This window comes from Qipengyuania flava, assembly GCF_019448255.1.
In the GTDB taxonomy this organism is placed as follows: Bacteria; Pseudomonadota; Alphaproteobacteria; order Sphingomonadales; family Sphingomonadaceae; genus Qipengyuania; species Qipengyuania flava_A.
Map to the genome: position 1 here is coordinate 2,428,397 of NZ_CP080410.1, position 24,541 is coordinate 2,452,937.

17 protein-coding genes are annotated in these 24,541 nt (G+C 65.0%); 14 read left to right on the top strand and 3 right to left on the bottom strand.

What is annotated here, in order from left to right; translation table 11 throughout:
• Positions 1-35: 35 nt before the first annotated feature.
• The 10 genes from KUV82_RS12140 to KUV82_RS12185 all read left to right on the top strand — a co-directional run bounded on the left by KUV82_RS12140 (position 36) and on the right by KUV82_RS12185 (position 15,139).
• Positions 36-3,077 (top strand): TonB-dependent receptor, encoded by a 3,042-nt coding sequence (locus tag KUV82_RS12140; RefSeq protein WP_258319744.1) that lies wholly within the window; start codon positions 36-38, stop codon positions 3,075-3,077.
• A 99-nt stretch (positions 3,078-3,176) separates the two neighbouring features.
• A complete protein-coding gene (locus tag KUV82_RS12145) occupies positions 3,177-4,745 on the top strand; it encodes a tryptophan halogenase family protein (protein ID WP_258319745.1) in 1,569 nt (522 codons plus the stop codon).
• Complete coding sequence (locus tag KUV82_RS12150; RefSeq protein ID WP_219954522.1) at positions 4,742-5,461, top strand: SapC family protein; 720 nt, start codon at positions 4,742-4,744, stop codon at positions 5,459-5,461. The genes KUV82_RS12145 and KUV82_RS12150 overlap by 4 nt, the downstream gene beginning before the upstream one ends.
• Positions 5,454-6,485: a cupin-like domain-containing protein gene (locus KUV82_RS12155; protein WP_258319746.1), complete on the top strand. Its 1,032-nt coding sequence runs from the start codon at positions 5,454-5,456 to the stop codon at positions 6,483-6,485. Before KUV82_RS12150 ends, KUV82_RS12155 begins: the two co-directional genes overlap by 8 nt.
• Entirely contained in the window at positions 6,482-7,981 is a 1,500-nt protein-coding gene (locus KUV82_RS12160) for a tryptophan halogenase family protein (RefSeq protein ID WP_219954523.1), read from the top strand. Before KUV82_RS12155 ends, KUV82_RS12160 begins: the two co-directional genes overlap by 4 nt.
• Before the next feature lie 69 nt (positions 7,982-8,050).
• The gene (locus KUV82_RS12165) at positions 8,051-9,112 is read left to right on the top strand and encodes a LacI family DNA-binding transcriptional regulator (RefSeq protein WP_219954524.1); all 1,062 of its coding nucleotides are present in this window, start codon (positions 8,051-8,053) and stop codon (positions 9,110-9,112) included.
• Entirely contained in the window at positions 9,102-10,307 is a 1,206-nt protein-coding gene (locus KUV82_RS12170) for an MFS transporter (protein ID WP_258319747.1), read from the top strand. The genes KUV82_RS12165 and KUV82_RS12170 overlap by 11 nt, the downstream gene beginning before the upstream one ends.
• A gap of 73 nt (positions 10,308-10,380) precedes the next feature.
• Positions 10,381-12,768 carry a glycoside hydrolase family 3 protein gene (locus tag KUV82_RS12175; RefSeq protein WP_219954526.1) on the top strand — a complete coding sequence of 796 codons (2,388 nt, stop codon included), beginning with the start codon at positions 10,381-10,383 and terminating at the stop codon, positions 12,766-12,768.
• A 115-nt stretch (positions 12,769-12,883) separates the two neighbouring features.
• On the top strand, positions 12,884-14,314 hold the full coding sequence (locus KUV82_RS12180; protein ID WP_219954527.1) for a sugar MFS transporter: 1,431 nt from the start codon (positions 12,884-12,886) through the stop codon (positions 14,312-14,314).
• A gap of 90 nt (positions 14,315-14,404) precedes the next feature.
• Positions 14,405-15,139, top strand: coding sequence for a 3'(2'),5'-bisphosphate nucleotidase CysQ (locus tag KUV82_RS12185; RefSeq protein ID WP_219954528.1), 735 nt, complete (start codon positions 14,405-14,407; stop codon positions 15,137-15,139).
• 8 nt (positions 15,140-15,147) lie between these two features.
• Here KUV82_RS12185 and KUV82_RS12190 read toward each other — a convergent pair whose 3' ends face one another.
• On the bottom strand, positions 15,148-16,041 hold the full coding sequence (locus tag KUV82_RS12190) for an HpcH/HpaI aldolase/citrate lyase family protein (RefSeq protein ID WP_219954529.1): 894 nt from the start codon (positions 16,039-16,041) through the stop codon (positions 15,148-15,150).
• 257 nt (positions 16,042-16,298) lie between these two features.
• Here KUV82_RS12190 and KUV82_RS12195 point away from each other — a divergent pair, with 257 nt between their 5' ends.
• The 4 genes from KUV82_RS12195 to KUV82_RS12210 are packed head-to-tail and all read left to right on the top strand — an operon-like array spanning position 16,299 to position 21,424.
• Complete coding sequence (locus KUV82_RS12195; RefSeq protein ID WP_258319748.1) at positions 16,299-17,801, top strand: MFS transporter; 1,503 nt, start codon at positions 16,299-16,301, stop codon at positions 17,799-17,801.
• Positions 17,802-17,826: 25 nt separating this feature from the next.
• Positions 17,827-19,038, top strand: a complete 1,212-nt coding sequence (locus tag KUV82_RS12200) for an acyl-CoA dehydrogenase family protein (RefSeq protein WP_219954531.1) — start codon at positions 17,827-17,829, stop codon at positions 19,036-19,038.
• Between the two features lie 17 nt (positions 19,039-19,055).
• Positions 19,056-20,126: an acyl-CoA dehydrogenase family protein gene (locus KUV82_RS12205; protein ID WP_219954532.1), complete on the top strand. Its 1,071-nt coding sequence runs from the start codon at positions 19,056-19,058 to the stop codon at positions 20,124-20,126.
• Complete coding sequence (locus tag KUV82_RS12210; protein WP_258319749.1) at positions 20,123-21,424, top strand: MFS transporter; 1,302 nt, start codon at positions 20,123-20,125, stop codon at positions 21,422-21,424. The genes KUV82_RS12205 and KUV82_RS12210 overlap by 4 nt, the downstream gene beginning before the upstream one ends.
• Here the strand turns inward: KUV82_RS12210 and KUV82_RS12215 are convergent.
• Positions 21,416-22,642, bottom strand: coding sequence for a TetR/AcrR family transcriptional regulator (locus tag KUV82_RS12215; protein WP_219954533.1), 1,227 nt, complete (start codon positions 22,640-22,642; stop codon positions 21,416-21,418). The two genes, KUV82_RS12210 and KUV82_RS12215, sit on opposite strands and share 9 nt — an antisense overlap.
• Entirely contained in the window at positions 22,639-24,375 is a 1,737-nt protein-coding gene (locus KUV82_RS12220) for a class I adenylate-forming enzyme family protein (RefSeq protein ID WP_219954534.1), read from the bottom strand. Before KUV82_RS12220 ends, KUV82_RS12215 begins: the two co-directional genes overlap by 4 nt.
• Positions 24,376-24,541: the final 166 nt, after the last annotated feature.

The following is a 24,541-nucleotide window of genomic DNA, read 5'->3' on the forward strand; positions in this document are numbered from 1 at the left end:
TGCGCGAAGCGCATGAAATGGGAGGAGAATCACCAATGAAGTGGAAGAGCAAGCCTTCGCTCGTCAAATTCATGGCGGGGGCATCGGCGGTTGCAATGGGTGCAACCGCTCCAGCCGCATTGGCCCAGGACACTGACGAAGAGACCGTCACCGTCGCTGACGACGAGAACGTCATCATCGTTTCGGGTATCCGCGCCAGTCTGCAAAACGCCCTCAACATCAAGCGCAATGCGCAGGGTGTCGTGGATGCGATCTCGGCGGAAGATATCGGTAAGTTCCCCGATACCAACCTCGCCGAATCGCTGCAGCGTATCACGGGTGTTTCGATCGACCGCGATAACGGCGAAGGCGCTCGCGTCACCGTCCGCGGCTTCGGTCCGGAATTCAACCTGGTCACGCTCAACGGTCGCCAGATGCCGACCTCGTCGCTCGGCGACGGCGCCAGCCCGCCCTCGTCGCGTTCGTTCGACTTCGGCAACCTGGCTTCGGAAGCCGTGGCTGCGGTCGAGGTCTACAAGACCGGCCGTGCAACGGTGAACTCGGGCGGTATCGGCTCGACCATCAACATCATCACCCCGCGTCCGCTCAGCGATCCCGGCATGAAGGGCTCGATCGCGGTCAAGGGTGTGTACGACAAGTCGCAGAACGGCGACACGGACATCACTCCGGAAGTCTCGGGTATCTTCTCGACGACCTTCATGGACGACCGTGTCGGCATCGCGCTCACCGGCAGCTACCAGAAGCGCAAATCGGGCTTCAACCAGTACTTCAGCGACTGGCGTGACGGCTACCTGGGCTGCGGTTCGGGCTTTGAGAACGAGTGGGGTGCCATTCCCTGCGATCCCAACAACGACTGGCGCGGTGCCTACAACCTGCAGACCAACCGTCCGGGCGCGAACGACGTCTACGCGGTCCCGCAGAACGGTTCGTACAACGTCAGCGACATCACTCGCGAGCGCATCAACGGCCAGGCCGTTCTGCAGGCGGAGCTGATCGACGGCCTCACGGCAACGGTCGACTACACCTTCTCGCAGAACACGGTCGATGTCCGCCAGAGCTCGGTCGGTGTGTGGTTCAACCACGTCACCACGTCGAGCGAGTTCACCGATGGTCCGGTGACGTCGCCGGTTTTCTATTCGGAAAACTTCGGCCCGTTCCCGTCGGACCTCGCCTACTCGGGCTCGCTGACCAACAACCGCTCGATCAACAAGTCGCTCGGTTTCAACCTCGAGTGGGAAGCCACCGACGGTCTGACCTGGATCCTCGACTACCACAACTCGAGCGCGGAATCGAAGCCGACCCTGCCCTACGGCTCCAACATGTCGGTCGGTACCGCCGTGTTCGGCGTCCAGGAACAGCGCATCGACTTCACCAGCTACCTGCCGGTGATCTCGTATGTGAACGCTCCGGGCATCGACTCGAACGATCCCTCGCTGCGCTTCGCAACGGGTAACGCGTTCCGTAACGCCACCTTCCGCGACGACATCGAGCAGGTCCAGCTCAAGGGCCGCTGGGAAGCCGACCTCGGCTTCCTCGACAGCCTCGACTTCGGTGTTTCCTACATCGAGAACAAGGTCCAGTCGGCCTTCGGCTTCATCCAGAACGACACCTGGGGCGGCCTCGGCACGGCAGCGGACATTCCGGACGATATCTTCTTCGAGATCAACGTTCCGGAAGCCTTCCGCGGCCTTGAAGGTGCCAACGATCCGAACATCATCCAGAGCTTCTATGGGTTCGATTTCGAACGCATGGTCGATCTGCTGGAGAACCAGTTCGGTATCTGTTCGAACCCGGCAACCGGCTCGTCGATCGGCGGCACCTGCCTGGCAGAGCAGACCACCGATCGCCGGATCACCGAAAAGACGATCTCGCCCTATCTCGAAGCGGCGTTTTCGTTCGGCAGCGCCAACCTGATCACCGGCCTGCGCTATGAGAACACCACGGTGGACTCGCGCGCTCTGACGCTGATCCCCGACGCTACCGCGTGGGTTGCCGCCAACGAGTTCAACCTGAGCTTCTCGCCGGATCGCGATTTCAGCCGCATCAAGGGGTCGTATGACTTCTGGCTGCCGAACATCGACTTCGACATCGAGCCGGTTCAGGACGTCGTCGTGCGCGCTTCCTACAGCCACACGATCGCTCGCCCGACCTACGACAACCTGCAGGGCGGCCGGACGTTCAACCCGCTGTTCCGTCAGGATGGCGGCACCGGTCAGCAGGGCAACCCTGGCCTCCTGCCGTACAAGTCGGAGAACTTCGACATCTCGGCCGAATGGTACTACGCTCCGGCTAGCTACATCTCGGTGGGTTACTTCCGTAAGAACGTGAAGAACTTCATCGGTGTCGGTGGTATCCAGGTCCAGGTTCCGGGCATCTACCAGCCGTACAACGGTGCACGCGCCAACGAGGCACGCGCAGCGCTCGGCCAGAACGCCCCGATCGGCGCGATCCGTGACTACATCTTCAACAACTTCCCGGGCTCCACCGTGGTCCAGGATGCTGATAACGATGGCGTTCCGGATCGTGACACCAACGGCTTCATCATCGGGCGCATCATCGGTGATGCCAGCGACCCGCTGCTGACCTTCGACGTGTCGCTGCCGGTGAACTCCGACCAGACGGCTACGCTCGACGGTTGGGAATTCGCCATCCAGCACAACTTCTGGGAAACGGGCTTTGGCGCCATCCTGAACTACACCATCGTCAACGGCGATGCGACGTTCGACAACAGCCAGCCCTACAACGTGACCCAGTTCGCCCTGGTCGGTCTTTCGGACAGCGCCAACGCCGTGCTGTTCTACGACAAGGGCCCGCTGCAGGCACGTGTTGCCTGGAACTGGCGTGATGACTTCCTCGCCGGCTACAGCCAGAACCCGACGAACCCGTTCTACCGTGACGAATACTGGCAGATCGATGCCAGCGCGTCCTACGAGTTCGATTTCGGCCTGACTGTCTTCGTCGAAGCGATCAACATCACCGGCGAGAACCTGAAGGGTTACCGCCGCAGCGAGGACACGACCTTCTTCGCCTTCCGCGGTGCACCGCGGTACGCGGGCGGGGTACGCTTCTCCTTCTAATACGGTCGGGGCCGCTTCGGCGGCCCCCACCTGGCTTAAGAGGGGGCCGTACTGCCTGGCAGTGCGGCTCTCTTTTTGTCTCCCGTGCGTAGAGAGGGTATGGGACGAATTCTCATGGGTAGCGCGTTCAACAGGCTGGTGATCGTAGGCGGCGGGACGGCCGGATGGCTGTCGGCCTGCGTCATGGCTGCGCGGCGCCCGGGCCTCGAGATCACTCTCGTCGAGGCACCCGATATTCCGACAATCGGGGTTGGCGAAGGCAGCTGGCCGACGCTGCGCGACACGCTCGCCGCCATCGGCATCGACGAGGCGACCTTCCTCCAGCGCTGCGACGCCTCCTTCAAGCAGGGCTCGCGCTTCGACGGCTGGGTCGATGGGTCGGATGGCGACAGCTATTACCACCCCTATACACCGCCCGTTCCCGGGCCGATGGCGGACACGCTGCGCGCCTGGGCCGATTTGGCGGGCGAGCGCTCCTTTGCTGAAGCGGTGAACCCGCAGGCCGCCGTGTGCGACCGCGATCTTGCGCCGCGCCAGCGGGCGATGCCACCCTACGCCGGCGCGCTCAACTACGGCTACCACCTCGATGCGGGCAAGCTCGGCGCGCTGCTCGCCGAACACGCGACCGGCGCGCTGGGCGTGCGCCATATCCAGGCCCATGTCACCGGCGTCGAATGCGATGCGGACGGGCTGATCACGCGCCTGTTGCTTCGCGATGGCGATCCGGTCGATGGCGATTTCTTCATCGACTGCACCGGCATGCGCGCCCGCCTGATCGGCGAGGAAATGGGCGCGCAATGGATCGACCGCTCCGACGTGTCCTTCAACGACCGCGCCCTTGCCGTGCAGGTCCCGGTCGAACCCGGCAGCCCCATTGCCTCTCAGACGGTCGGCACCGCGCATGAAGCCGGTTGGCTGTGGGACATTGCCCTGCCGAACCGGCGCGGCATCGGCTGCGTCTACTCCTCGCATTTCCTCTCAGATGATGCGGCAGAAGCCATTTTGCGGGACCACGTCGAGCGCAAGGTACCGGGCGCCGACATCGCCGCCCTCGCCCCGCGCAAGCTTGAGTTCGCCACCGGCCACCGCGATCGCTTCTGGATCGGCAATTGCCTGTCAGTGGGCCTGTCTGCCGGCTTTATCGAACCACTCGAAGCCTCTGCGATCGTCCTGATCGAGCTCTCGCTGAAAGCGCTGGCGGATGGCTATCCGCACAGCCGCGAAGGGCTGCCCCAGCTCGCAGATCGCTTCAATGCGCTGTTCCGCTACCGCTGGGACCGGATCGTCGATTTCCTCAAGTTGCACTACGTGCTCAGCCGGCGCGAGGAACCCTATTGGGTCGCCCAGCGCGATCCGGCGACGATCCCGGCCTCGCTCGCCGGCCAGCTGGCGCTGTGGCGCGACCACGCACCCTCGGCCGCCGATTTCCCGCAGGTCGACGAAATCTTTTCCGCCGCCAGCCAGCAGTATGTCCTCTACGGCATGGGATTCCCCCTGCCCGCCGAGGCACAGGGACCAGCCGACGACGCCGCCCGCCGCCGGCTTGCCGAAATTCACGAACGCAGCCGGGCCATGGCGTCCGCCCTGCCTTCCAACCGAACCTATCTCGATGCAATGATGGCGAGCGCATCCGATCGCGCCGCCCAGGGAGAAACCGCCTCACAATGAGCAACCACCAGATCCTCAACACCGCCGACCACGCCGAACTGCGCGTGCACACCCATGCGAGCGCCGAATTCGGCGACACCGCCATGGCCGCGCTGATCGTGCCTGAGGAATTCCGGCAGGTGCAGGCGCACTACCCGATCGTGTTCCGCCGGGATGCCGCGAGCGGCAAGTTCGTTGCTCTTGCCCTTTTCGGTTTCGAGAACGGCGAGAACCTGTTTCTCGATGGCGATGTCTGGGACGCGCGCTATCGCCCGCTGTCGATCGCGATCCAGCCCTTCCTGGTCGGCCGCGCCCCCGATGGCGAAGGCGAAGGACAGGTCCATATCGACATGGGCCACCCGCGCGTTTCGACCAGCGGTGAAGGCACGCGGGTGTTCGACGAGCACGGCCAGTCGACCCCGTTCCTGGAAGACATCACCCGCAAGCTGGGCGCCCTGCACGTCGGTTACCAGGCCAGCGGTGACTTCTACGACGCGCTCGCCCGCTACGAGCTGCTGGAGCCCTTCACCTTCGAAGTCCCGCTGTCGAACGGATCAACCCATTCGCTGGTCGGCTTCCACATGATCAACGAAGACAAGCTGCGCACGCTCGACGGCGAAGCGCTGGGCGCGCTCCACGCTGAAGAGCATCTGATGCCGATCTTCATGGCGCTGGCTTCGGTCTCGAACCTCACCGACCTCGTTGCGCGCAAGGACGCGAAGGAGAACCGTGGCTGAAGCCGACCCCTCGATTTTTGCGCGGATGAAGACCGTCGAGGTGCGCGAGGTCGCTGATGCGGCGGCCTTGTCGGAGCTGCTCGACAGCAATCCGCAGCCCTTCATCGTACGCGGGCTGGTGAAGGACTGGCCGCTGGTGCAGGCGGGGCTCGAATCCCCGCGCGCCGCCCGCGCCTACCTGCTGGACAAATCGCGGCCCGTGCCCTTCACCGTCACTATCGGCCAGCCAGGCCGCGACGGGCGCCTTTTCTACGACGATGATTTCGGGATGAATTTTCGCGAAGCGCGCGGAAAGCTGGCCGATATCTTCCGCGGCTTCGACGACAACGAGGGCAAGGCGGATGTGCCGGCCATCTATCTCACCTCGGTCGACATGAAGCTGTTCTTCGACGGCCTCGTCGAAGAAAACGCCTCGCCCGTGGACGATCGCGATCCGCTGCACAGCATCTGGATCGGCACCTCGACCCGCGTCGCGGCGCATAACGATTTCCCGCGCAACATCGCCTGCTGTGCGGTGGGCAAGCGCCGGTTCACGATCTTCCCGCCCGAGCAATACAACAACCTTTACATCGGCCCGCTCGAAAACACCCCGGCCGGCCGCGCGGTCAGCATGGTCGACTTCCACGCGCCCGATCTCGAGGCCTATCCGCGCTTTGCCGAGGCGATGGAACACGCTCTGGTGGCCGAACTCGAGCCAGGCGATGCGGTCTACATCCCGTCGATGTGGTGGCACCATGTGGAAGGGCTCTCTCCCTTCAACGTGCTAGTGAATTACTGGTGGCGCGATACGCCCGCCTTTCTCGGCCAGCCGCAGGATGCGCTCAACCACGCTATCCTCGCCCTGCGCGATCTTCCGCGCGAGGAGCGCCTCTTCTGGCGCCAGCTGTTCGACCATTACGTGTTCGAAAACCCGCCCGAGGTGACCGAACACATTCCCGAAAAGGCCCGCGGCGTGCTCGCCCCGCTGACGGCGAAGACCGCCGGGCAGATCAAGGCTTTTCTCCTGAGGACCCTGAACCGATGAGCGAATACAAACCCCGCCGCGTTATCGTAGCCGGTGGCGGCACCGCCGGCTGGATGGCCGCTGCCGCGCTGGCGCGCACCATGGGCAGCGCGATCGAGCTGACGCTGGTCGAAAGCGATGCAATCGGCACCGTGGGTGTCGGCGAAGCGACGATCCCGCCGCTGATCGCCTTCAACCAGCTGCTCGGCATCAACGAGGCCGAGTTCATGCGCGAGACGCAGGCCGCCTTCAAACTCGGCATCGAGTTCGAGAACTGGAAGGTCGACGGGGAGAAGTACTTCCATTCCTTCGGCTCGACCGGGCGCGATCACTGGTCCGCCGGGTTCCAGCATTTCTGGGCCGAAGGGCTCGAGCGCGGCCACACCCACAGCTACGACGACTACTGCCTCGAGCTTCTGGCAGCATACGCAGGCAAGTTCGCGCACCTTCCGGAAAACCGCCTCAATTACGCCTTCCACCTGAACGCGACCGCCTACGCCGCCTTCCTGCGCCGCCTGGCCGAGGAAGCCGGGGCGACGCGGGTCGAGGGCAAGATCTCGAACGTCGAACTCGATGGCGAGAGCGGCAATATTGCGGCGATCTCGCTGGAGAACGGCCAGCGCCTCGAAGGCGACCTGTTTGTCGACTGCACCGGCTTCCGGGCGCTGCTGATCGAAGGCGCGCTGCATGTCGGCTATGACGACTGGTCGCACCAGTTGCCCTGCGATGCGGCCATGGCAGTCCAGACCGAGCTTGCCGGGCCGCCCGTGCCCTACACGCGCGCCATCGCGCATGACGCGGGCTGGCAGTGGCGCATCCCGCTGCAGACGCGCGGGGGGAACGGGATCGTCTATTGCAGCCGCTATCTCTCGAAGGACGAAGCGCACGACCGGCTCATGTCCACGCTGGACGGTAAGCCGATCAGCGAACCGCGCGCCATCCCCTTCCGCACCGGGGCGCGGCGCAAGCAGTGGCACCGCAACTGCATTGCCATCGGCCTGTCGAGCGGCTTCCTCGAGCCGCTGGAATCGACCAGTATCCACCTGATCCAGCGCGCCGTGATCCGCCTGTTGCGCATGATGCCGGCGGGCGAGGTGAGCGAGCGCGATATCGCCGAGTTCAACGAACAGCAGCTCACCGACATGGTGCAGGTGCGCGACTTCCTCATCCTGCACTACAAGGCCACCGACCGGCGCGACAGCCCGTTCTGGCGCCAGTGCGCCACGATGGATATTCCCGACAGCCTGACCCAGAAGATCGAGCTATTCCGGGAAACCGGCCGGGTGTTCCGCAAGAACGAGGAACTGTTCGTCGAGAACAGCTGGGTGCAGGTCATGCTCGGCCAGGGGATCATGCCGCGCGCCTTCCACCCGGTTGCCAAGAAGATGAGCGATCAGGAGCTCGACCGCTTCCTGACCACGCTGCGCGAGAACACCGCGCGCACCGTGGCCAGCCTGCCCGAGCACCACGCCTATGTGGCGCAATATTGCGGTGCAAAAGAGGCTCGGGCCGCGTAGCCACGCGGCTCGAAACGGGACAAAGTAGACAAGCAGGAAAAGACGGGTTTTCCGGGGGGTCAGGTTTCAATGGGTCGGCGGCGCCAGTCAGTCACCATCAAACACGTGGCAGCGGATGCAGGGGTTTCCCTGCAAACCGTGAGCCGCGTCATCAACAACGAGCCCAACGTGCGGCCCGCGATGAAGGACAAGGTCCAGGCGAGTATCGACAAGCTCGGATACGTGCCCTCGATCGCCGCGCAGCGGATGAGCGGATCGCGGTCCTACCTGATCCTGGCAATCAACGACCGCGACCGCACCATTGCCGACTGGCAGGCGCGCGACGGGCGCGACTGGGTCGACCAGATGCTGCTCGGCGGCATGCTGACAGCCGCCGATCGCGGTTACCGGATGATCTTCGAGCTGGTCGACACGCATAGCGACCATGTCGAACGCGAGCTGGGCGCTGCGATTTCCGCGCTCCAGCCGGACGGTATCATCGTGACCCCGCCGCACTCGGAAAACCCGCAGATTACCGGCCTCCTGGCCGAACGCGGCATTCCCTTCGCGCGCATCGGATCGAAGGAACCGGGACCGGGCATTGCGATGACGATGGGCGACGAGCTTCTCGCCGCCAAGGCGACCGACCACCTCATCGAACTGGGCCACACCCGCATCGGTTTCATTGCCGGGCCCGACGAATACAGTCTTGCCGGCTGGCGCGTCGATGGCTGGCGCGAAGCCATGGCCAACGCCGAACTCGATTGCGAGGGTCTGCTGGCCAAGGGCGACTTCGGCTTCGAAAGCGGCCTTGATGCGGCCCGCGACCTGCTGGGCCGCGACAACCCGCCCACGGCGATCATTGCCAGCAGCGACCAGATGACGCTCGCCGCGCTCGAAGTGGCACGGGAGCTCGGCCTCAAGGTTCCGCAGGACCTTTCGCTGGTGAGCTTCGACAACACGCCGATCGTGCGCTTCACGACCCCGGCGCTGACCGCAGTGGACCAGCCGATTTCGGCCACGGCCTCGCGCGCGGTGGAACTGCTCATCGATGCGCGCAAGAACGGCTCGCCCAGCGAACCCGAAGTGCTCGAGGGCGAGCTCATCGTCCGTGGCTCCACCGCAAGAGCCCCGGCAGCCGGTGGACGCTGACACGCCGGAAGAGCGGCGGCAGTCGCCGCGTTTCCTGTGGCTCTACGCGCTCGCCGTCGCCGGCGGGGCGGTGTCCTACGTACCGTTTCTCACTCTCCTCCTGCCGCTTCGTGCGAGCGAGATGGCAGGCGATGCAACGATCAACTTGCTGGCCTACACGGCGTTCTGCGGGGCAATAGCGGCGAGCCTTGCGAACATCATTTTTGGCTGGCTGAGCGACAAGACCCGCACGCGCAAACCGTGGATCGTGACCGGGATGGTCCTGTCCGGCGTGCTGCTGCACCTCGTCCCGCTGGCGAAAACACCGCTGGCGCTGATCAGCACCATCGTGTGCTGGCAGTTCTCCATCAACATGATGCTCGCGCCTCTCGCTGCCTGGGCCGGAGACGTGGTGCCCGACCGCCAGAAGGGCACACTGGGCGGCTTGCTGGCCTTTGCGCCGGCTCTTGGGGCCTTGTCCGGAGCCTTCGTCACCATCCCGGGCCTTGCCGGCCCCGACGGTCGCATTTCCATGGTCGCCATCCTGGTCGTTGCCATGGTGCTGCCAGTGGTCCTCTTCGGCCGTCCGGCGCCGATGCCGCACCTCATGGAAGAACCGCCCAGCGCCGAGGAGGAACGCCGAAAGGCCAAGCGCGCAGCCGTCGGCCGCATGTGGGTCGCGCGCCTGCTGATCCAGATCGCCGAAGCTGCCCTGTTCGCCTATCTGCTGATCTGGCTGTCGAGCCTCGATTCCGAGTTCCGCGACGCGGACACCGCACGTATCTTCGCCATCGTGCTGGCGCTTTCCGTTCCTCTCGCGCTCGCCGCTGGCCGTTGGTCTGACGCGCGTCGGCGCCCCATGCTACCGCTCACGATCGGCGCGGGCATCGGCAGCGTCGGGCTGGTGATGATGGCCCTGTCGGAAGGCATCACCGGGGCCATCCTCGGCTATTTCGTCTTCGGTCTTTCAACCAGTGTGTTCTTGGCGTTGCATTCGAGCCAGACGCTGCGAGTCCTCCCGCGCCCGGCAACCCGCGGCCGGGACCTCGGGATTTTCAACCTGACGAATACGGTTCCCAGCCTGATCATGCCCTGGCTCGCGCTCGCCATGGTGCCGGTATTCGGCTTCGCCGGACTGTTCTGGCTTTTCGCGAGCCTTGCAGCGCTCGCAACGATCCTGTTGGCGACCATGCCGAAGACGCAACACACGGCTTGATTTTCACTTTCGAGCATGGCAACCCTCCTTTGATAACGTTCTCAAAGAAGAGGACGCCGGAGGGATGTTTCAAATGCGAGCTGTTTTGTTGGCCACGGTGGCCAGTGTGGGTCTTGCGGGCTGCAACGCCGGCTATTCGAGTGTCGAAAGCGCACCGGCACCGGTGGCCGAAGCCCCTGCATCGAGCGAGGATGCGCGGGTCGCCGACCTCGTTTCGCGCATGAGCCTGGAGCGCAAGGTCGCCCAGCTTATCCAGCCGCAGATCGGCTCCTTCACCGCCGAAGACATGCGCCGCTACCGCTTCGGCAGCTATCTCAACGGCGGCAACCGCGGCCCTTATGGCGACGAATTCGCGCCCGCATCGGAATGGCTGCGCCACGCAGACGAGATGTACCTTGCCTCGGTCGAGCCGATGGACGGCGATGAGCCGGTCATCCCGACCATGTGGGGCACCGACGCGGTGCACGGCCACACCAATGTGGTCCGCGCCACTATCTTCCCGCACAACATCGGCCTTGGCGCGACGCGCGACGCCGACCTTATCCGCCGCATCGGCGAAGCGACCGCGGTCGAGATCGAAGTCACCGGCATCGACTGGAACTTCTCGCCGACCGTCGCGGTCGCACAGGACGACCGCTGGGGCCGCACCTACGAAAGCTATTCCGAGGACCCCGCCATCGTCGCCCCGCTGGGCGCTGCGCTGGTCGAGGGCCTGCAGGGCCGCAAGGGCGATCCCGACCGCCTCGGCGCCGGCCATGTGATCGCCACCGCGAAGCACTTCTTCGGCGATGGCGGGACCGACCAGGGTGTCGACCAGGGCGAAGTCACCGGCGACATCGAGGAACTGAAGAAGATTCACGCCGCGCCCTACCCCGCGACGATCGATGCCGGTGTCGAGGCCATCATGGCCAGCTTCAACTCGATCAACGGCAAGAAGATGCACGGCAACAAGATGTTGCTGACCGACGTGCTGCGCGGCGAACTCGGCTTCGACGGCCTCGTCGTCGGCGACTGGAACGGTCACGGCCAGGTTGCCGGCTGCACCAACACCGATTGCCCCCAGTCGCTGCTTGCCGGTCTCGACATCTACATGGTCCCCGACGACTGGAAGGGCCTCCACGAAACCCTGATTAGCCAGGTTCAGGACGGCACCATTCCGATGGCCGTTCTCGACGAGGCAGTCGCACGCATTCTTCGCGTCAAAATGCGCGCGGGCCTGCTGGACGAGTTCGTCAAACCGTCCGACCGCCCGAACGCGGGCGACTACGCCCTGCTCGGCTCGGTCGAGCACCGCGCCATCGCGCGCGAAGCGGTTGCCAAGTCGCAGGTCGTGCTCACCAACAACGGCGTGCTCCCGCTGGCCGGGGGCGCCAATGTCCTCGTCGCTGGCACCGCCGCTGACAGCATCGCGCAGGCATCGGGCGGCTGGACGCTGACCTGGCAGGGGGGTCTCGAACTCGACAACGAGGAACACTTCCCCGGCGCAACCTCGATCTGGAAGGGCCTCAAGGACGCGGTCGAAGAATCCGGCGGCACCGCCACGCTTTCCGCCGACGGCACCTATGCCGAAAAGCCCGATGTCGCGGTCGTGGTCTTCGGCGAGGAACCCTACGCCGAATTTGCCGGCGACCGGAAGCACCTCGGCTTCACCGACGAGGAAGGCCTCGAACTGCTGCGCAAGTTCAAGGCCGAAGGCGTGCCCACCGTTGCCGTCTTCATCAGCGGGCGTCCGATGTGGATGAACCGCGAGCTGAACCTCGCCGATGCCTTTGTTGCCAGCTGGCTTCCGGGCAGCGAAGGCGCCGGTGTTGCCGATGTCCTCACTGGCGCGGTGCCGGCGACCGGCACGCTCGGCTTCAGCTGGCCCGTGACCTGCGACTACGGCCCGCTCAACGGCCCGGAAGGCGCGCTCTTCCCGGTCGGCTACGGCCGCTCGCTCGACCAGACCGAGGCTATGGCCACGCTCGACGAGACCTGTGCCCCGCTCGAACAGGGTGCAGCGCTCGACTGGTACGTCAACGGCCGCCTCGCCGATGGCGTGCTGGCCAACACCGCGACCGGCAAGCTCGACAATCTGCGCGGCGAAGCGGGCGGCATCACCGCCGTCGGCCTCGACCGTACGGCCCAGGAAGACGCCCGCACTGTCACCTTCGTTCCGGGCGCCGGTATCGAATTTGCCCAAGGCGGCGGCGACACGGGCCTCGGCTACCGCGTGCTCTACGAGGTCGCCAACCGCCCGCAGGCCCGCGTCATGGTCAAGGTCGGTTCGAGCGAACCGCTCGACATCACGCACCAGCTTTCGGTTGCCGAAGGCAAGAGCTGGCGCGAGATGATCATCACCGGTGCCTGCATGGCCAATCTCGGCCCGACGCTGGCCTTCCAGTCCGAAGGCGCCTTCACGATCAACATCGGCACCATCGAGCGCGAAGAGTTCGCCGAAGGCACCGATTGCTCGTTCTAGGGCCAAACATTCGTATTCGCTTTGTGTGACGGGAAAAGCCTGTCACACAAAGCGCTTGGGACAATAAACCGGGCAGCTCCTTCAGGTCGCACCGGTACGTGGGAGGAAAACTGAAATGGCACTCGCACCCGACGTTGCGTCGAGCACGGATCCCAATCCGGTCGACGTTCACGACGATACGCCGCCGGTCGATGCGCCCGGCCTGCAATATTTCGTCATGGGCCTGTTCTTCATCTTCGGCGGTATCACCTCGCTCAACGATGTGCTTATCCCGAAGCTGAAAGAGCTGTTCACGCTCAGCTACACCGAGGCGATGCTGGTGCAGTTCTGCTTCTTCGCCGCCTATCTCGTAATCGGCATTCCGGGCGCGAAGCTGGTCAAGAAGATCGGCTACATGCGCGGTGCAGTCGCTGGCCTGGTCACCATGATCGCGGGCTGCCTGCTGTTCATTCCCGCCAGCCAGACGGCTACCTACGCCCTCTTCCTCGGCGCGCTGTTCATCCTCGCCAGCGGCGTGGTGATCGTGCAGGTGGTGGCGAACCCGCTGATCAGCCTGCTTGGCCCGCCCTCGACCACGCACAGCCGCCTGACCTTCGCGCAGGCCTTCAACTCGCTGGGCACCACGGTCTTCCCGATCATCGGCGCAGCGGTGATCCTCGGCAGCCTTGCGAACATGTCGGCCGACGAGCTTTCGGGCGCCGAACTGCAAGCCTATCGCGCCGCTGAAAGCGAAGCCATCTGGCAGGGCTATCTTGGCGTTGCCGTGCTGATCGCGCTGGTCGCTGCAGCCGTGTGGATGTTCCGCAACCGACTGCCGCATGACGAGAAGATCATGGGCGACGGCGAGCTGGTGTCGAACGGCCGCTACCTGATGGGCCTTGCCCTGGCCGCCATCGGCGCGTTCCTCGCGCTGCAGGTCAACGGCTGGCTCGGCGTGCTGTTCATCCTCGCAGCGCCGGCGCTCTGGCTCTATGACAACACCCTGCTGCGCCGTACGCGCTTCAGCTTTGGCGCTCTGTGCATCTTCCTCTACGTGGGCGCGGAAGTCTCGATCGGCTCGATCATCATCAACTACCTGTCGACCGAGCGCGTGCTGGGCGAACCGGAAAGCGTGATCGGCTGGATGATCGGCCTCTACTGGGGCGGCGCAATGGTCGGCCGTTTCATCGGCTCCTACTTCCTGCGCATCTTCTCGCCGGGCAAAATCCTCGCCTTCAACGCGACGGGTTCGATCCTGCTGATCGTCATCAGCATCATGACCAGTGGCGAAGTTTCGGCCTACAGCCTCCTCGCCGTCGGCCTGATGAACTCGATCATGTTCCCGACCATCTTCTCGCTCGCCTGCGAGAAGCTCGGGCCGCGCGCTGCCGACGGTTCGGGCATCATCAACGTCGCCATCTTCGGTGGCGCCGTGGTGCCCCTCCTTTATGGCGTGGTCGCCGATGCCACCGGCGGCGACCTCGCCATGGCAATGATCATCCCGATCATCTGCTACGCCATCATCGCAGGCTTCGGAATCTTCGCGCGGCGTCCTGCCGCAGCCTGATTTCGCAGTTGCAGCATTTTGGGGGTTCGCAAGGCGGCTTCGGTCTGTCATGCGAACCCCCTAGCTTTTGAATTGGGGGACTATTCCAGCATGACCGACGCCGAACTGGCTGCCCATCTCGCCGAAGTGGCGGGCAAGATCCTCATCGAAGTGCGCGAGAGCGGCGTGTTCGAAGGCAAGGCGCTGGGCAAGGCCGGCGACCAGACCGCCAACCAGTTCCTCGTCCATGCCCTGCGCGAACAGCGCCCCGAGGACGGCCTTTTGTCGGAAGAAAGCAAGGACACCGACGAGCGTCTCTCGAAAGAGCGCGTGTGGATCGTCGACCCGGTCGACGGCACGCGCGAATATGGCGAGGCGCGCACCGACTGGGCGGTCCATGTGGCGCTCTGCGTAAACGGCAAACCCGAAATCGGAGCAGTCGCCCTGCCCGGCCTCGGCACCGTGCTGCGCACCGATGCCCCGATCGCGGTGCCCGCTGCTGCGGAAACCCCACGCATGGTGGTCAGCCGCACCCGTCCGGCTGCTGAAGCGGTTGCGGTCTCCGAAGCGATCGGTGCGGAGCTGGTCGGCATGGGCTCGGCCGGCGCAAAGTCGATGGCCGTGGTGCGCGGCGAAGCGGAGATCTACCTGCACACCGGCGGCCAGTATGAGTGGGACAGCGCCGCCCCGGCGGCTGTCGCGCTTGCCCATGGCCTCCACGCCAGCCGCATCGATGGCAGCCCGCTCGTCTACAACAATTCCGACACTTACATGCCGGACCTGCTCATCTGCCGTCCGGAATGGGCCGAACGCGTGCTCGCCGAAGTCGGCAAACTCGCGTCCTGATCGCCTGACTAGCCTTCGACCTGCGCCAGCAATTGCTGAGCGCGGGAAAGGTGCGGACGGTCGAGCATGCCGCCCTTCCAGCCGATCGTGCCCGCATCGGGGTTGGCCTCGAACAGGGCCACGATCTCGCGCGCTTCGGCCAGTTCGTCCTCGGTCGGGGTGAAGGCCTCGTTGATTACCGGGATCTGCGCCGGGTGGATCGCCAGCATCCCGCGATAGCCTTGGCGGCGCACTTCGATGGCGCGCTTGCGCAGCGCCTCGAGGTCGCGGAAATTGGTGTCGATCGTCTCGACGGGGACCGCCTCCGCCGCCACCGCGCCCAGCAGGCACAGGCTGCGCGCCAGCTTGTAGGTGAAGGCGAAATGGCCTTCGAAGTCCTTGTTGGTGGTCGCCCCGATGGAATCGGCAAGGTCTTCCGCCCCCCAGGTCATCGCGACCAGACGCGGCGCGCCGCCATAGTCACCGGTCGTGAACATGGATGCCGCAGTCTCGGTGACCAGAGCGATCACCGGGGTCGAGCCTGCCGGGATACCGTGCGCCATTTCCTGCGCGGTGAGGAGCCGGTCGAGTTCCTCGACATCGTGGCGTCCGCGCGATTTGGGCAGCATGATGCCGCCCGGCCGCGCCGGCATGATCACGGCAAGGTCCTGCGCGGTCCATTCGCCATCGAGCGGGTTGATCCGCACCCACAAGCGGGCGCGCTCTTCTTCGCTCCGGCTGCCCAGGGATTCGGCGATCGCCGCCCGCGCGTCTTCCTTGCCGCTGGCAACGACCGAGTCCTCAAGGTCGAAGATCACCACGTCGGCATCGCCTTCCGTGGCCTTGGTCATCTTCTTGGTGCTGTCGCCCGGGGCGAACAGCCAGCTGCGCATGCGGATCGAGGGCTTGGGTGTCTTGTTCATGGCCGCTGCTTGCAGCCAAAGCGGGTCGCCGCGTCAAGCGCAAAGCGCCTTTCCGTAGCGTAAAGCGGCTAGCGCTTGCCCGAATTCGGTTCTGCGGTATGCTGCCTCTCGCCCGGAGAGCACGCGATTCCCTTTTCGAAGGACCGCGTGGGGCAGAGAGAGGAGAGAGGCGAGGTGCGGCAGCAGCCCCACCAGGCGGAGATCGTTTGCAATGCGATCTTTCCGAAGACCGGGTATCCCCGGAACGGTCCGCGACCGTGAGCGCGACCGCACCCGCCTCCACTTCCGACCTTCCGCCGCTGCCCAGAGCGACCCGCTTGGCCTATGGCACCGGCGCGATTGCCGACGGGATCAAGAACGCCGCCTTCTCGACCTATCTGCTGCTCTATTTCAACCAGGTCCTCGGCGTGCCCGCGGCGATCGTTTCCACTGCGATTGCGCTGACGCTGGCGGTCGATGCGGTGGTCGACCCGCTGATCGGGCGGATATCGGACATCACCCGCTCGCGCTGGGGCAGGCGCCATCCCTACATCATCGGTGCTGCAATCCCGACCGCCGTATGCTTCGCGCTGACCTGGTTTCCGCCCTCAGGCCTTACCGATTTCCAGATGGGCGTGTGGATTTTCACCTTCGCCTCGCTCACCCGCGCCTGCATCAGCACCTATCAGGTACCGGCCAATGCCATGGGAACCGAGCTGACCCAGGACTATACCGAGCGAACACGGATTTACGCCCTAAGATACTGGTTCGGCTATGCCGGCACCTTCGCTTTCGCCGCCTTTGCGCTCACAGTGTTCTTCCGCGCGACGCCCGAATATCCCCAGGGGCAGCTCAATCCGGCAGGCTATACGCCCTTTGCGCTAACCGCGGCGGGTGTGATCCTCGTAACGATCCTCATCTGCGGTTTCGGCACCGCCAGCCGCATCCCGCATTTGCGCCAGACCGAAGAGCGCGAAGAGACGGCAGGCGCGCTCACTCACCTCAAAGAGATGGGTTCCGCCTTCACCCACCGGGCCTTCCTGACGCTCTTCGGTTTCTCCGTACTCAAGTGGACCGCGATCGGTCTTTACGGGGCGACCTCGCTCTATTTCGGGACCTATGTCTATCGCCTCACCGCTCTCGAGTTGGCGCTGCTCACGCTCGACGGCTTTGTCGCGGTGTGCATTGCCCTCCCCCTCGCGCCGCGCTTCACCAAGTGGTGGGGCAAACGCCGCACGGCGATGTTCATGGCCTTCTTCGGCGTCGCACTCGGGACCTCGCCGCTCTGGCTGACCTATCTCGACCTGTTTTTCGAGCCCGGCCACCCGCTGCTCGTGCCTGTGCTGCTTGTCATCAACGCGGTCTATGGTGCGATGGTGGCAATCAGCCTGATGACGACTTCTTCCATGCTCGCCGACGTGGTCGAGGATGATGCGGTCCGCTCCGGTCGGCACAACGCAGGCATCTATTTCGCCGCCAACAGCTTCGCGGTGCAGTGCGCGGCAGGCCTGGGTATTCTTGCAGCGGGTATCGTGCTCGAAACCTCGCAATTCCCCGTTGGGCTCAAGCCCGACGAGGTTACTCGCGCTATGACCGACAGCCTGATCGCGCATTACGTGCCGATGGTGATGGGGCTGTGGGGGATTGGCTGCCTGATTCTCTGGGCTTACCCCATCACGGAAGCGAAGCATCTCGAGAATGTCGAGAAGCTGCGCGCCCGCGAGGCCGAAGCTGCCGCACGCATTCAGAGCAACAATCCTGTGGGCGGCGCCAGCCGCTAGGACGCATTTTACGAAGGAGAGGCCCATGGCTACCCAGCTCGAACCCGATGTGAAGGCCGAAGAGGACGCCTTCCGCGAAGAGGTCCAGCAGTTCCTCGCCAAGCACTTCCCGCCCGAATTGAAGGGCAAGGGCAGCGCGCTTGCCGGGGTGGATGGACCCACCAACGAGAGCGCCCTGCAAAAGGCTTGGCGCGAAGCCGTGGGCGAGCGCGGCTGGGGCACCCCCACCTGGCCCCGGCAATATGGCGGCGGCGGCCTGACCAAGCGGCAGGCGCGTATCATCGACCAGGAATTCGCCAAGGTCGGCGCCTACAACCCGATCGGCGGCATGGGCGTGATGATGTTCGGCCCGACCTTGCTCGAATACGGCAGCGAAGAGCAGAAGATGGAGCATATCCCGCCCATCTGCCGCGGCGAAATCCGCTGGTGCCAGGGCTATTCGGAACCCAACGCCGGCTCCGACCTCGCCAATTTGCAGACCTTTGCCGAGGACAAGGGCGACCACTACATCGTCAATGGCCAGAAGACCTGGACCAGCGGCGGCCAGTGGGCCGACAAGTGCTTCGCCATCGTGCGCACCGACAAGAGCGACAAGCACCGCGGCATCAGCTTCATGCTGATCGACATGGACGCGCCGGGCGTGGAAGTGCGCCCGATCACCATGATCAGCGGCACCAGCCCGTTCTGCGAAACCTTCTTCACCGATGTGAAGGTGCCCAAGGAAAACCTCGTCGGCGAGGAAGGCCAGGGCTGGACGATCGGCAAGCGCCTGCTCCAGCACGAGCGCACCAACATCTCGGGCGGCGGCCGCCTCGCCAGCATGATGGCCCACAGCCTTGGCGAGATTGCCAAGAAGTATGGCGAGACGAATGAGGCGGGCGAGCTTGCTGACGCGGTGCTGCGCGACAAGGTCGCCGATTTCGAGATCCGCTGGAACAGCTTCCTGCTCACAGCGCGTCGCGCGGTCGAGGAGAGCAAGGCGCAGGGCGGCGTGTCCGAAATCAGCTCGGTACTCAAGAAACTCGGGACCAAATTGAGCCAGGAGCGCAGCGAGCTGCTGATCGAGATCCGCGGGTTGCAGGGCCTCGGCTGGGAGGGCGAGGAGTTCTCCAAGGGCGAGCTCGACGCTGTGCGCGGCTGGCTCTTCGGCAAGGCCACCACGATCTACGGCGGCTCGACCGAAATCCAGAACAACATCATCGCCAAGCGCGTGCTTGGCATGCTCGACCACCAGTAAGAGGGGAGCGCGAGACTATGGCCGTTCTCAACGAAGAACAGGAAATGCTGCGCGACATGGCGCGCGACTGGGCGACCAACGAAAGCCCGGTGACCGAATTCCGCAAGGTGCGCGCGGCGGGCAATCCGCAGGCGTACAATGCCGATGCCTACGCCGCGATGGCCGAAATGGGCTGGGCCGGCGTGATCATCCCCGAAGAACACGGCGGGTCGGACTTCGGCTTCATGTCCGCCGGGCTGGTGCTGGAGGAACTCGGCAAGACGCTGACGGCAAGCCCGCTGCTGGCCACCACCATCGCCGCCAGCGCGATCGTGCTTGGCGGAAGCGATGAGCAGAAGGCCAGGTGGCTTCCGAAACTTGCCAGCGGCGAGACCGTGGCGACTCTCGCGGTCGACGAAGGCGCCAAGCACGATCCCTCGGCCATCGCGGCCTCAGTGTCCGGCGGCAAGCTCACGGGCACCAAGGCCTTCGTCCACGAAGCGCATGGTGCAGACCTCTTCGTCGTTGCGGCGACCGACGGGCTCTATCTGGTCGAGAAGGGAGACGGGGTAACGCTCACCAGCCGCGCCCTTGCCGACCAGCGCAGCCACGCCGATGTCGCCTTTGACGGCGCCCCGGCGGACAAGCTTGAAGGGGGCGGCGACAGCCTGCTCGACGATGTGCTCGACCGGGCGCGCGTTCTGACCGCAGCCGAAATGCTCGGCATGGCGCAGCAGGTGTTCGACACCACGCTCGACTATCTGAAGCAGCGCGTGCAGTTCAACCAGGTGCTCGCCACCTTCCAGGCGCTGCAGCACCGCATGGCCGACCTCTTCGCCGATCTTGCCCAGATGCGCAGCGCGGTAGAAGGCGGCTTGCAGGCAATCGACGGCGGCTTCGGTGTCGCGCGCGCAGCCAGCATTGCCAAGGCCGAGGCCAACCGCGTGCTGCACACCATCTCCAACCAGGGCATCCAGCTGCATGGCGGGATCGGCATGACCGATGAATACGACGTCGGCTTCTACCTGAAGCGCGCCCGCGTTCTGGAGGCGAGCTGGGGTTCCTCGGGCTACCTCAAGGACCGTTTCGCCACGCTGGCGGGCTATTGAGCGACGCCCTCGCCTCCTCGGGCGAAGACGATGGGGCGCTTCCGGATGGCGACGTCTGGGAGCGCCACAGCGCTTTTATGGAGGCGAACCTCAGGCGAAACTACGCCACCAATCTGACGCATGGCGTTTTCGGGATGACCGGCTTTCGCCTGATCTACGCGCCTACGATTATCCCGGCTTACCTTTACCTCCTCACCGGCAGCGCCGCTGCGGTGGGGATTGGCACCGCATTGCTCCAGCTTGGCGGCACGATCTCGCCCATTCTTTCGGGCGCGCAGGTGGAAAGCCGCAAGCGCATCCTGCCCTACGCCATCACCGTGGGATCGATGATGCGCGTGATGGTGCTCGCTCTCGCGATCGCCGCCTGGACGCTGGAGGGCACGGCGCTCCTCGTCGTCACGCTCGCCAGCTTCCTGCTGCTCGGCTTCTTCAGCGGGGCGCAGCGGGTGGCCTTCCAGATGCTGATGGCCAAGCTCATCCCAATCGACCGGCGCGGGCGGCTGCAGGGCATCCGCAACATGGCGGGCGGGCTCATCGCCGCGGCCCTGGCCTGGGTCGCGGGGCATTACTTCATCGAGCAGCAATGGCTCGGCAACGGCTATGCCACCACCTTCCTCCTCGCCTTTGTGCTGACGTCCATCGGGCTGGTCGTGCTGAAAATCGGCATTCGAGAGCCTGACGCGCCGCGCCTGCGCCCCGCCCTGCCCTTGCGCGAGCGCTTCGGCCAGTTCGGCGAGCTGTTGCAGCACCGCGATTTCCGCGCGTTCCTGTGGGCGCACGGGCTGGCCGCGATCGCCCGCGTGGGCCTGCCGTTTTGGACGCTCTATGTCGGGGACCGGCTCGGCCTCGACGGCGCGCTGATCGGTACGCTCAGCCTCGCCTTTCTTGCCGCCGATACCATGTCGAACCTCGTCTGGGGCTCGCTCGGCGACCGGTTCGGCTTCCGCAGCGTCTATCTCGGCGCCCTGCTCTCCAGCCTTGCCGGGATGGTCCTGCTGGTCCTTGGCGACGGATGGCTGCTCTACGCGAGCTTCGTCTTCCTCGGCTTCGGTTTTTCCGGCTGGATGATGGCCGCGGTCACGCTGGTGCTGGAATTCGGCGAGCATGAGGACATCCCCATGCGCTTGGCGCTGACCACCACGGTCGAAGGCGGGGTTTCGTCGGTCGGGCCGATCCTTGTCGGCCTAAGTATCGCAGCGCTCGGCTACGCGCCGCTGATCGTTGCGGCATTCGCCTCGCTTCTGGCCAGCCTTGCGCTGATGATCTGGCGCGTGCGCGAACCGCGCGCCTCATTCTGAGGGCGCGAGCATCCCCTTGGAGATGACCGAGAGATAGGTCGCGATCGCCTTTTCCGGCGGATCGAACCGTGCCGCCCAGTGGCGCGCATCATAGGCCGAGTTGACCGTCGACATCAGCACCTGGCCGGCCACCAGCGGGTCGATGGCGCGCACGGACCCGTCGGCTATCCCGTCGATGAGCATGCCCGCAAAGCGGCGCGCCAGACGGTTGGAGCGCGTGACCACGCCGGCCTTGGTCTGCGCGTCGAGCGCCTGCAGCGCCGTGGTGCGGAGCAAGGGTGTGGGGTCGAAAAACTGCACATCGACCAGTTCGGCCAGCACGCTTGAGAGACGGGTCCAGTAATCGGCCTCGGTCGCGAGCCCCGCCATCTGCACCGCCGACATCCGGTCGTAGCTCTGCCGGAAGCAGGCGAGTACGAGATCATCCTTCGCCTCATGATGATGGTAGAAGCTGCCCTTGGTCACGTTCAGGCTTTCCGCGATCCGGTTGACCGACGCCCCGCGATAGCCGCGTTCGTTGATGGTCACGGTGGCTGCGCGCAGGAAGGCTTCGTTCTGGCCGCTGTCCTCCTGGTCGGGCGTGCGCCAATCGCCGCTAAGCGCCTGCGGTTCGAACAGTCCGCGCTTCGCAGGCAGGCCATGGGCGAGCACATCGAACAGGCGTTCTTCGATCCGGGGGAAATCGAGCACCGAGTAGCGCATCGACCACACCGGCCACCACATGACGGCCTCGAGCAGGATGTGCGCGCGCGCCGAATAGAGCGCGCGCTGCTCGTTATTCTCCCACTCACCGAAGAAGCGCCTGACGAGGTCCACCACGCGCAGGTAGTGCCCCATCAGCGCATCGTAGGCTTCTTTGTCGAGCGTGCGGATTTCCGACAGCGCCGTCGTCAGCCCGCGCTCGCCTGCGCGGATGCGCTTCCTGAGCGCCACATGCGCGCCGACGAAGTGGCGCAAGCGCTCGGCGGAAGTCGCCTGCTCCAGCGCCTCACGCGCAATCCGCTCCATTAGCGTCAGCGTCTCGTCGTAGACGGCGATGACGAGCTGTTCCTTGCGCGGGAAGTAATAGGTCACGCTGGTCGCGTTGAGACCGATCGCCCGCGCCACTTCGGCCAGCGTCGTTGCCTGCACGCCGACTTCGTTGATCAGCACCGAAGCGGCGTGGATGATCGCCTCGCGCTTCTCGCCGAACTTGCGGGTGGCGGCAGGCCGGCTCATTCGAAAAAGGCTCCGAGGTCCTTTTTGAGGATCTTGCCATTGGCGTTGCGCGGCAGCGTGTCTTTGACGAAGGCGACCTTCACCGGCACCTTGAAACGCGCCAGCCGGTCGGCGACCCACTGGCGCAATTCGTCCTCGGTGGCCGACGTGCCGGGTGCAAGGTGGACGACCGCGGCCGGTTCTTCGCCCAGCGTCTTGTGCGGAAGGCCGATCAGCGCCGCATCGGTCACGGCTGGGTGGTCGTAGAGGACGTTCTCGACTTCGGAGGAATAGATGTTCTCGCCCCCACGGATGATCATGTCCTTCGCGCGGTCGGCGATGTAGCACCAGCCCTCCTCGTCGAGCCGGGCAAGGTCGCCAGTGCGCACCCAGCCATCGACGAAGGTTTCCGCCGTGGCTTCGGGCCGGTTCCAGTAGCCCTTCACGATCATCGGCCCGCGCGCCCAAAGCTCGCCGACTTGGCCCACCGGCAGCTCGGTGGTGCCGTCTTCCGACATGATCTTCAGATCCGCCGCCGCGACCGGGGGGCCGCAGCTGTCGGGGCGATTGAGGTAATCCTCGCTCGAATGGTGGGTGACCGTCGCCATGGTCTCGGTCATGCCCCAGCCGTTGCCGGGCAGCGCGCCGAAGACCTCGTAGATCTTGCGCACCAGTTCGGGCGCGGAAGGCGCGCCGCCATAAGCAATCGACTCCAGGCTCGAGAGGTCGAAATTCTCCCGCTCGGGATGCTCGAGCAGCTGCCAGGCGATGGTCGGAACGCCGCCCGTCAGGTTGACCTTCTCACGCTCGATCAGCTGGAGCGCCTGGTGCGCGTCCCATTTGTGCATGAAGATGAGCGTGTGCCCGGCCACGACCGCGCCCATCATGCTCGCCGAACAGGCGGTGACATGGAACAACGGAATGACGGTGAGGCCGACCTTCTGGACCGGCTCGGGCGGTTCTTCGCCGCGGCGCAGGGCCGCGCAGGCCGCGCTGTAGCCGCTGGACAGGATGTTGGTGCACAAATTGCGGTGCGTGCCCAGCGCGCCCTTGGGCTGGCCGGTCGTGCCGCTGGTGTAGAAGATCGTCGCCTCGTCGTCGGGCGCGATCTCGACCTCGGGCAGTTCGGCTTCCGGCAGCGAGGCGTAATCGTGCGGTGTGCCGATGATGTCCTCCAGCCGCTCGGCGCCGTCGGGCGCGCCGTCGCTGCGGGAGACGAAGACGGTCTCGAGGTCGGGGAATTCTGTGCGGTGTTCGGCAATACGGTCCCAGCGCTCGTCATCGCAGATCAGCAGTTTGGTGCCCGAATTCGCAAGGCCGAAGGCCAGCTCCGCGCCGGTCCACCAGGCGTTGAGCGGGACGCAAATCGCGCCGAGCGTAGTCGCGGCAAAAAAGGCCACCGGCCATTCGGGCAGGTTGCGCATGGCAATGGCGACGCGGTCGCCCTTCTCCACACCCCGCGCACGCAATTCGGTCGCCAGCCGTGCCACGGCGCGGAACCAAGCGTCGTAAGTGACCCGCTCGTCCTCGTAGATCGTGAACAGGCGCTCGCCATGCGCGCGCCCCGCCATCGCAACGACGCGCAGGTTCTGCGGGGCGTTCTTCCAGGTCCGGGTGGGAACACCGCCGATCTCGACGGTCTCCATCTCGAAGCGCTGGCCGGGAGCGGTCAGCCGCTGGCGGCATTCCTCCCGCGTCATCGCCGGCCAGCCTTCCGGCGGCACGAAACCGATAGCGCGCGCAAGCTCGCTCATTCACCGTCCCCTTGTGTCACTCGTCTCGTTGCGGACGAGTCTCTCTCCACTTCGCATGTCTAACCCTGCATGGCCGCCCGGCGCAAGCAGCCTTCGAAGCTGAGGTATGAGGGTGGCAAGAACAGATGAAATCGCTATTCAGGCAAAACCGAAGCATAGGTATGCG

Coding starts and splice junctions, on each gene's coding strand:
- KUV82_RS12200 (WP_219954531.1), top strand. CDS start 17,827: ATGGCTACCCAGCTCGAACCCGATGTGAAGGCCGAAGAGGACGCCTTC.
- KUV82_RS12160 (WP_219954523.1), top strand. CDS start 6,482: ATGAGCGAATACAAACCCCGCCGCGTTATCGTAGCCGGTGGCGGCACC.
- KUV82_RS12145 (WP_258319745.1), top strand. CDS start 3,177: ATGGGACGAATTCTCATGGGTAGCGCGTTCAACAGGCTGGTGATCGTA.
- KUV82_RS12180 (WP_219954527.1), top strand. CDS start 12,884: ATGGCACTCGCACCCGACGTTGCGTCGAGCACGGATCCCAATCCGGTC.
- KUV82_RS12185 (WP_219954528.1), top strand. CDS start 14,405: ATGACCGACGCCGAACTGGCTGCCCATCTCGCCGAAGTGGCGGGCAAG.
- KUV82_RS12215 (WP_219954533.1), bottom strand. CDS start 22,642: ATGAGCCGGCCTGCCGCCACCCGCAAGTTCGGCGAGAAGCGCGAGGCG.
- KUV82_RS12205 (WP_219954532.1), top strand. CDS start 19,056: ATGGCCGTTCTCAACGAAGAACAGGAAATGCTGCGCGACATGGCGCGC.
- KUV82_RS12140 (WP_258319744.1), top strand. CDS start 36: ATGAAGTGGAAGAGCAAGCCTTCGCTCGTCAAATTCATGGCGGGGGCA.
- KUV82_RS12150 (WP_219954522.1), top strand. CDS start 4,742: ATGAGCAACCACCAGATCCTCAACACCGCCGACCACGCCGAACTGCGC.
- KUV82_RS12190 (WP_219954529.1), bottom strand. CDS start 16,041: ATGAACAAGACACCCAAGCCCTCGATCCGCATGCGCAGCTGGCTGTTC.
- KUV82_RS12220 (WP_219954534.1), bottom strand. CDS start 24,375: ATGAGCGAGCTTGCGCGCGCTATCGGTTTCGTGCCGCCGGAAGGCTGG.
- KUV82_RS12175 (WP_219954526.1), top strand. CDS start 10,381: ATGCGAGCTGTTTTGTTGGCCACGGTGGCCAGTGTGGGTCTTGCGGGC.
- KUV82_RS12165 (WP_219954524.1), top strand. CDS start 8,051: ATGGGTCGGCGGCGCCAGTCAGTCACCATCAAACACGTGGCAGCGGAT.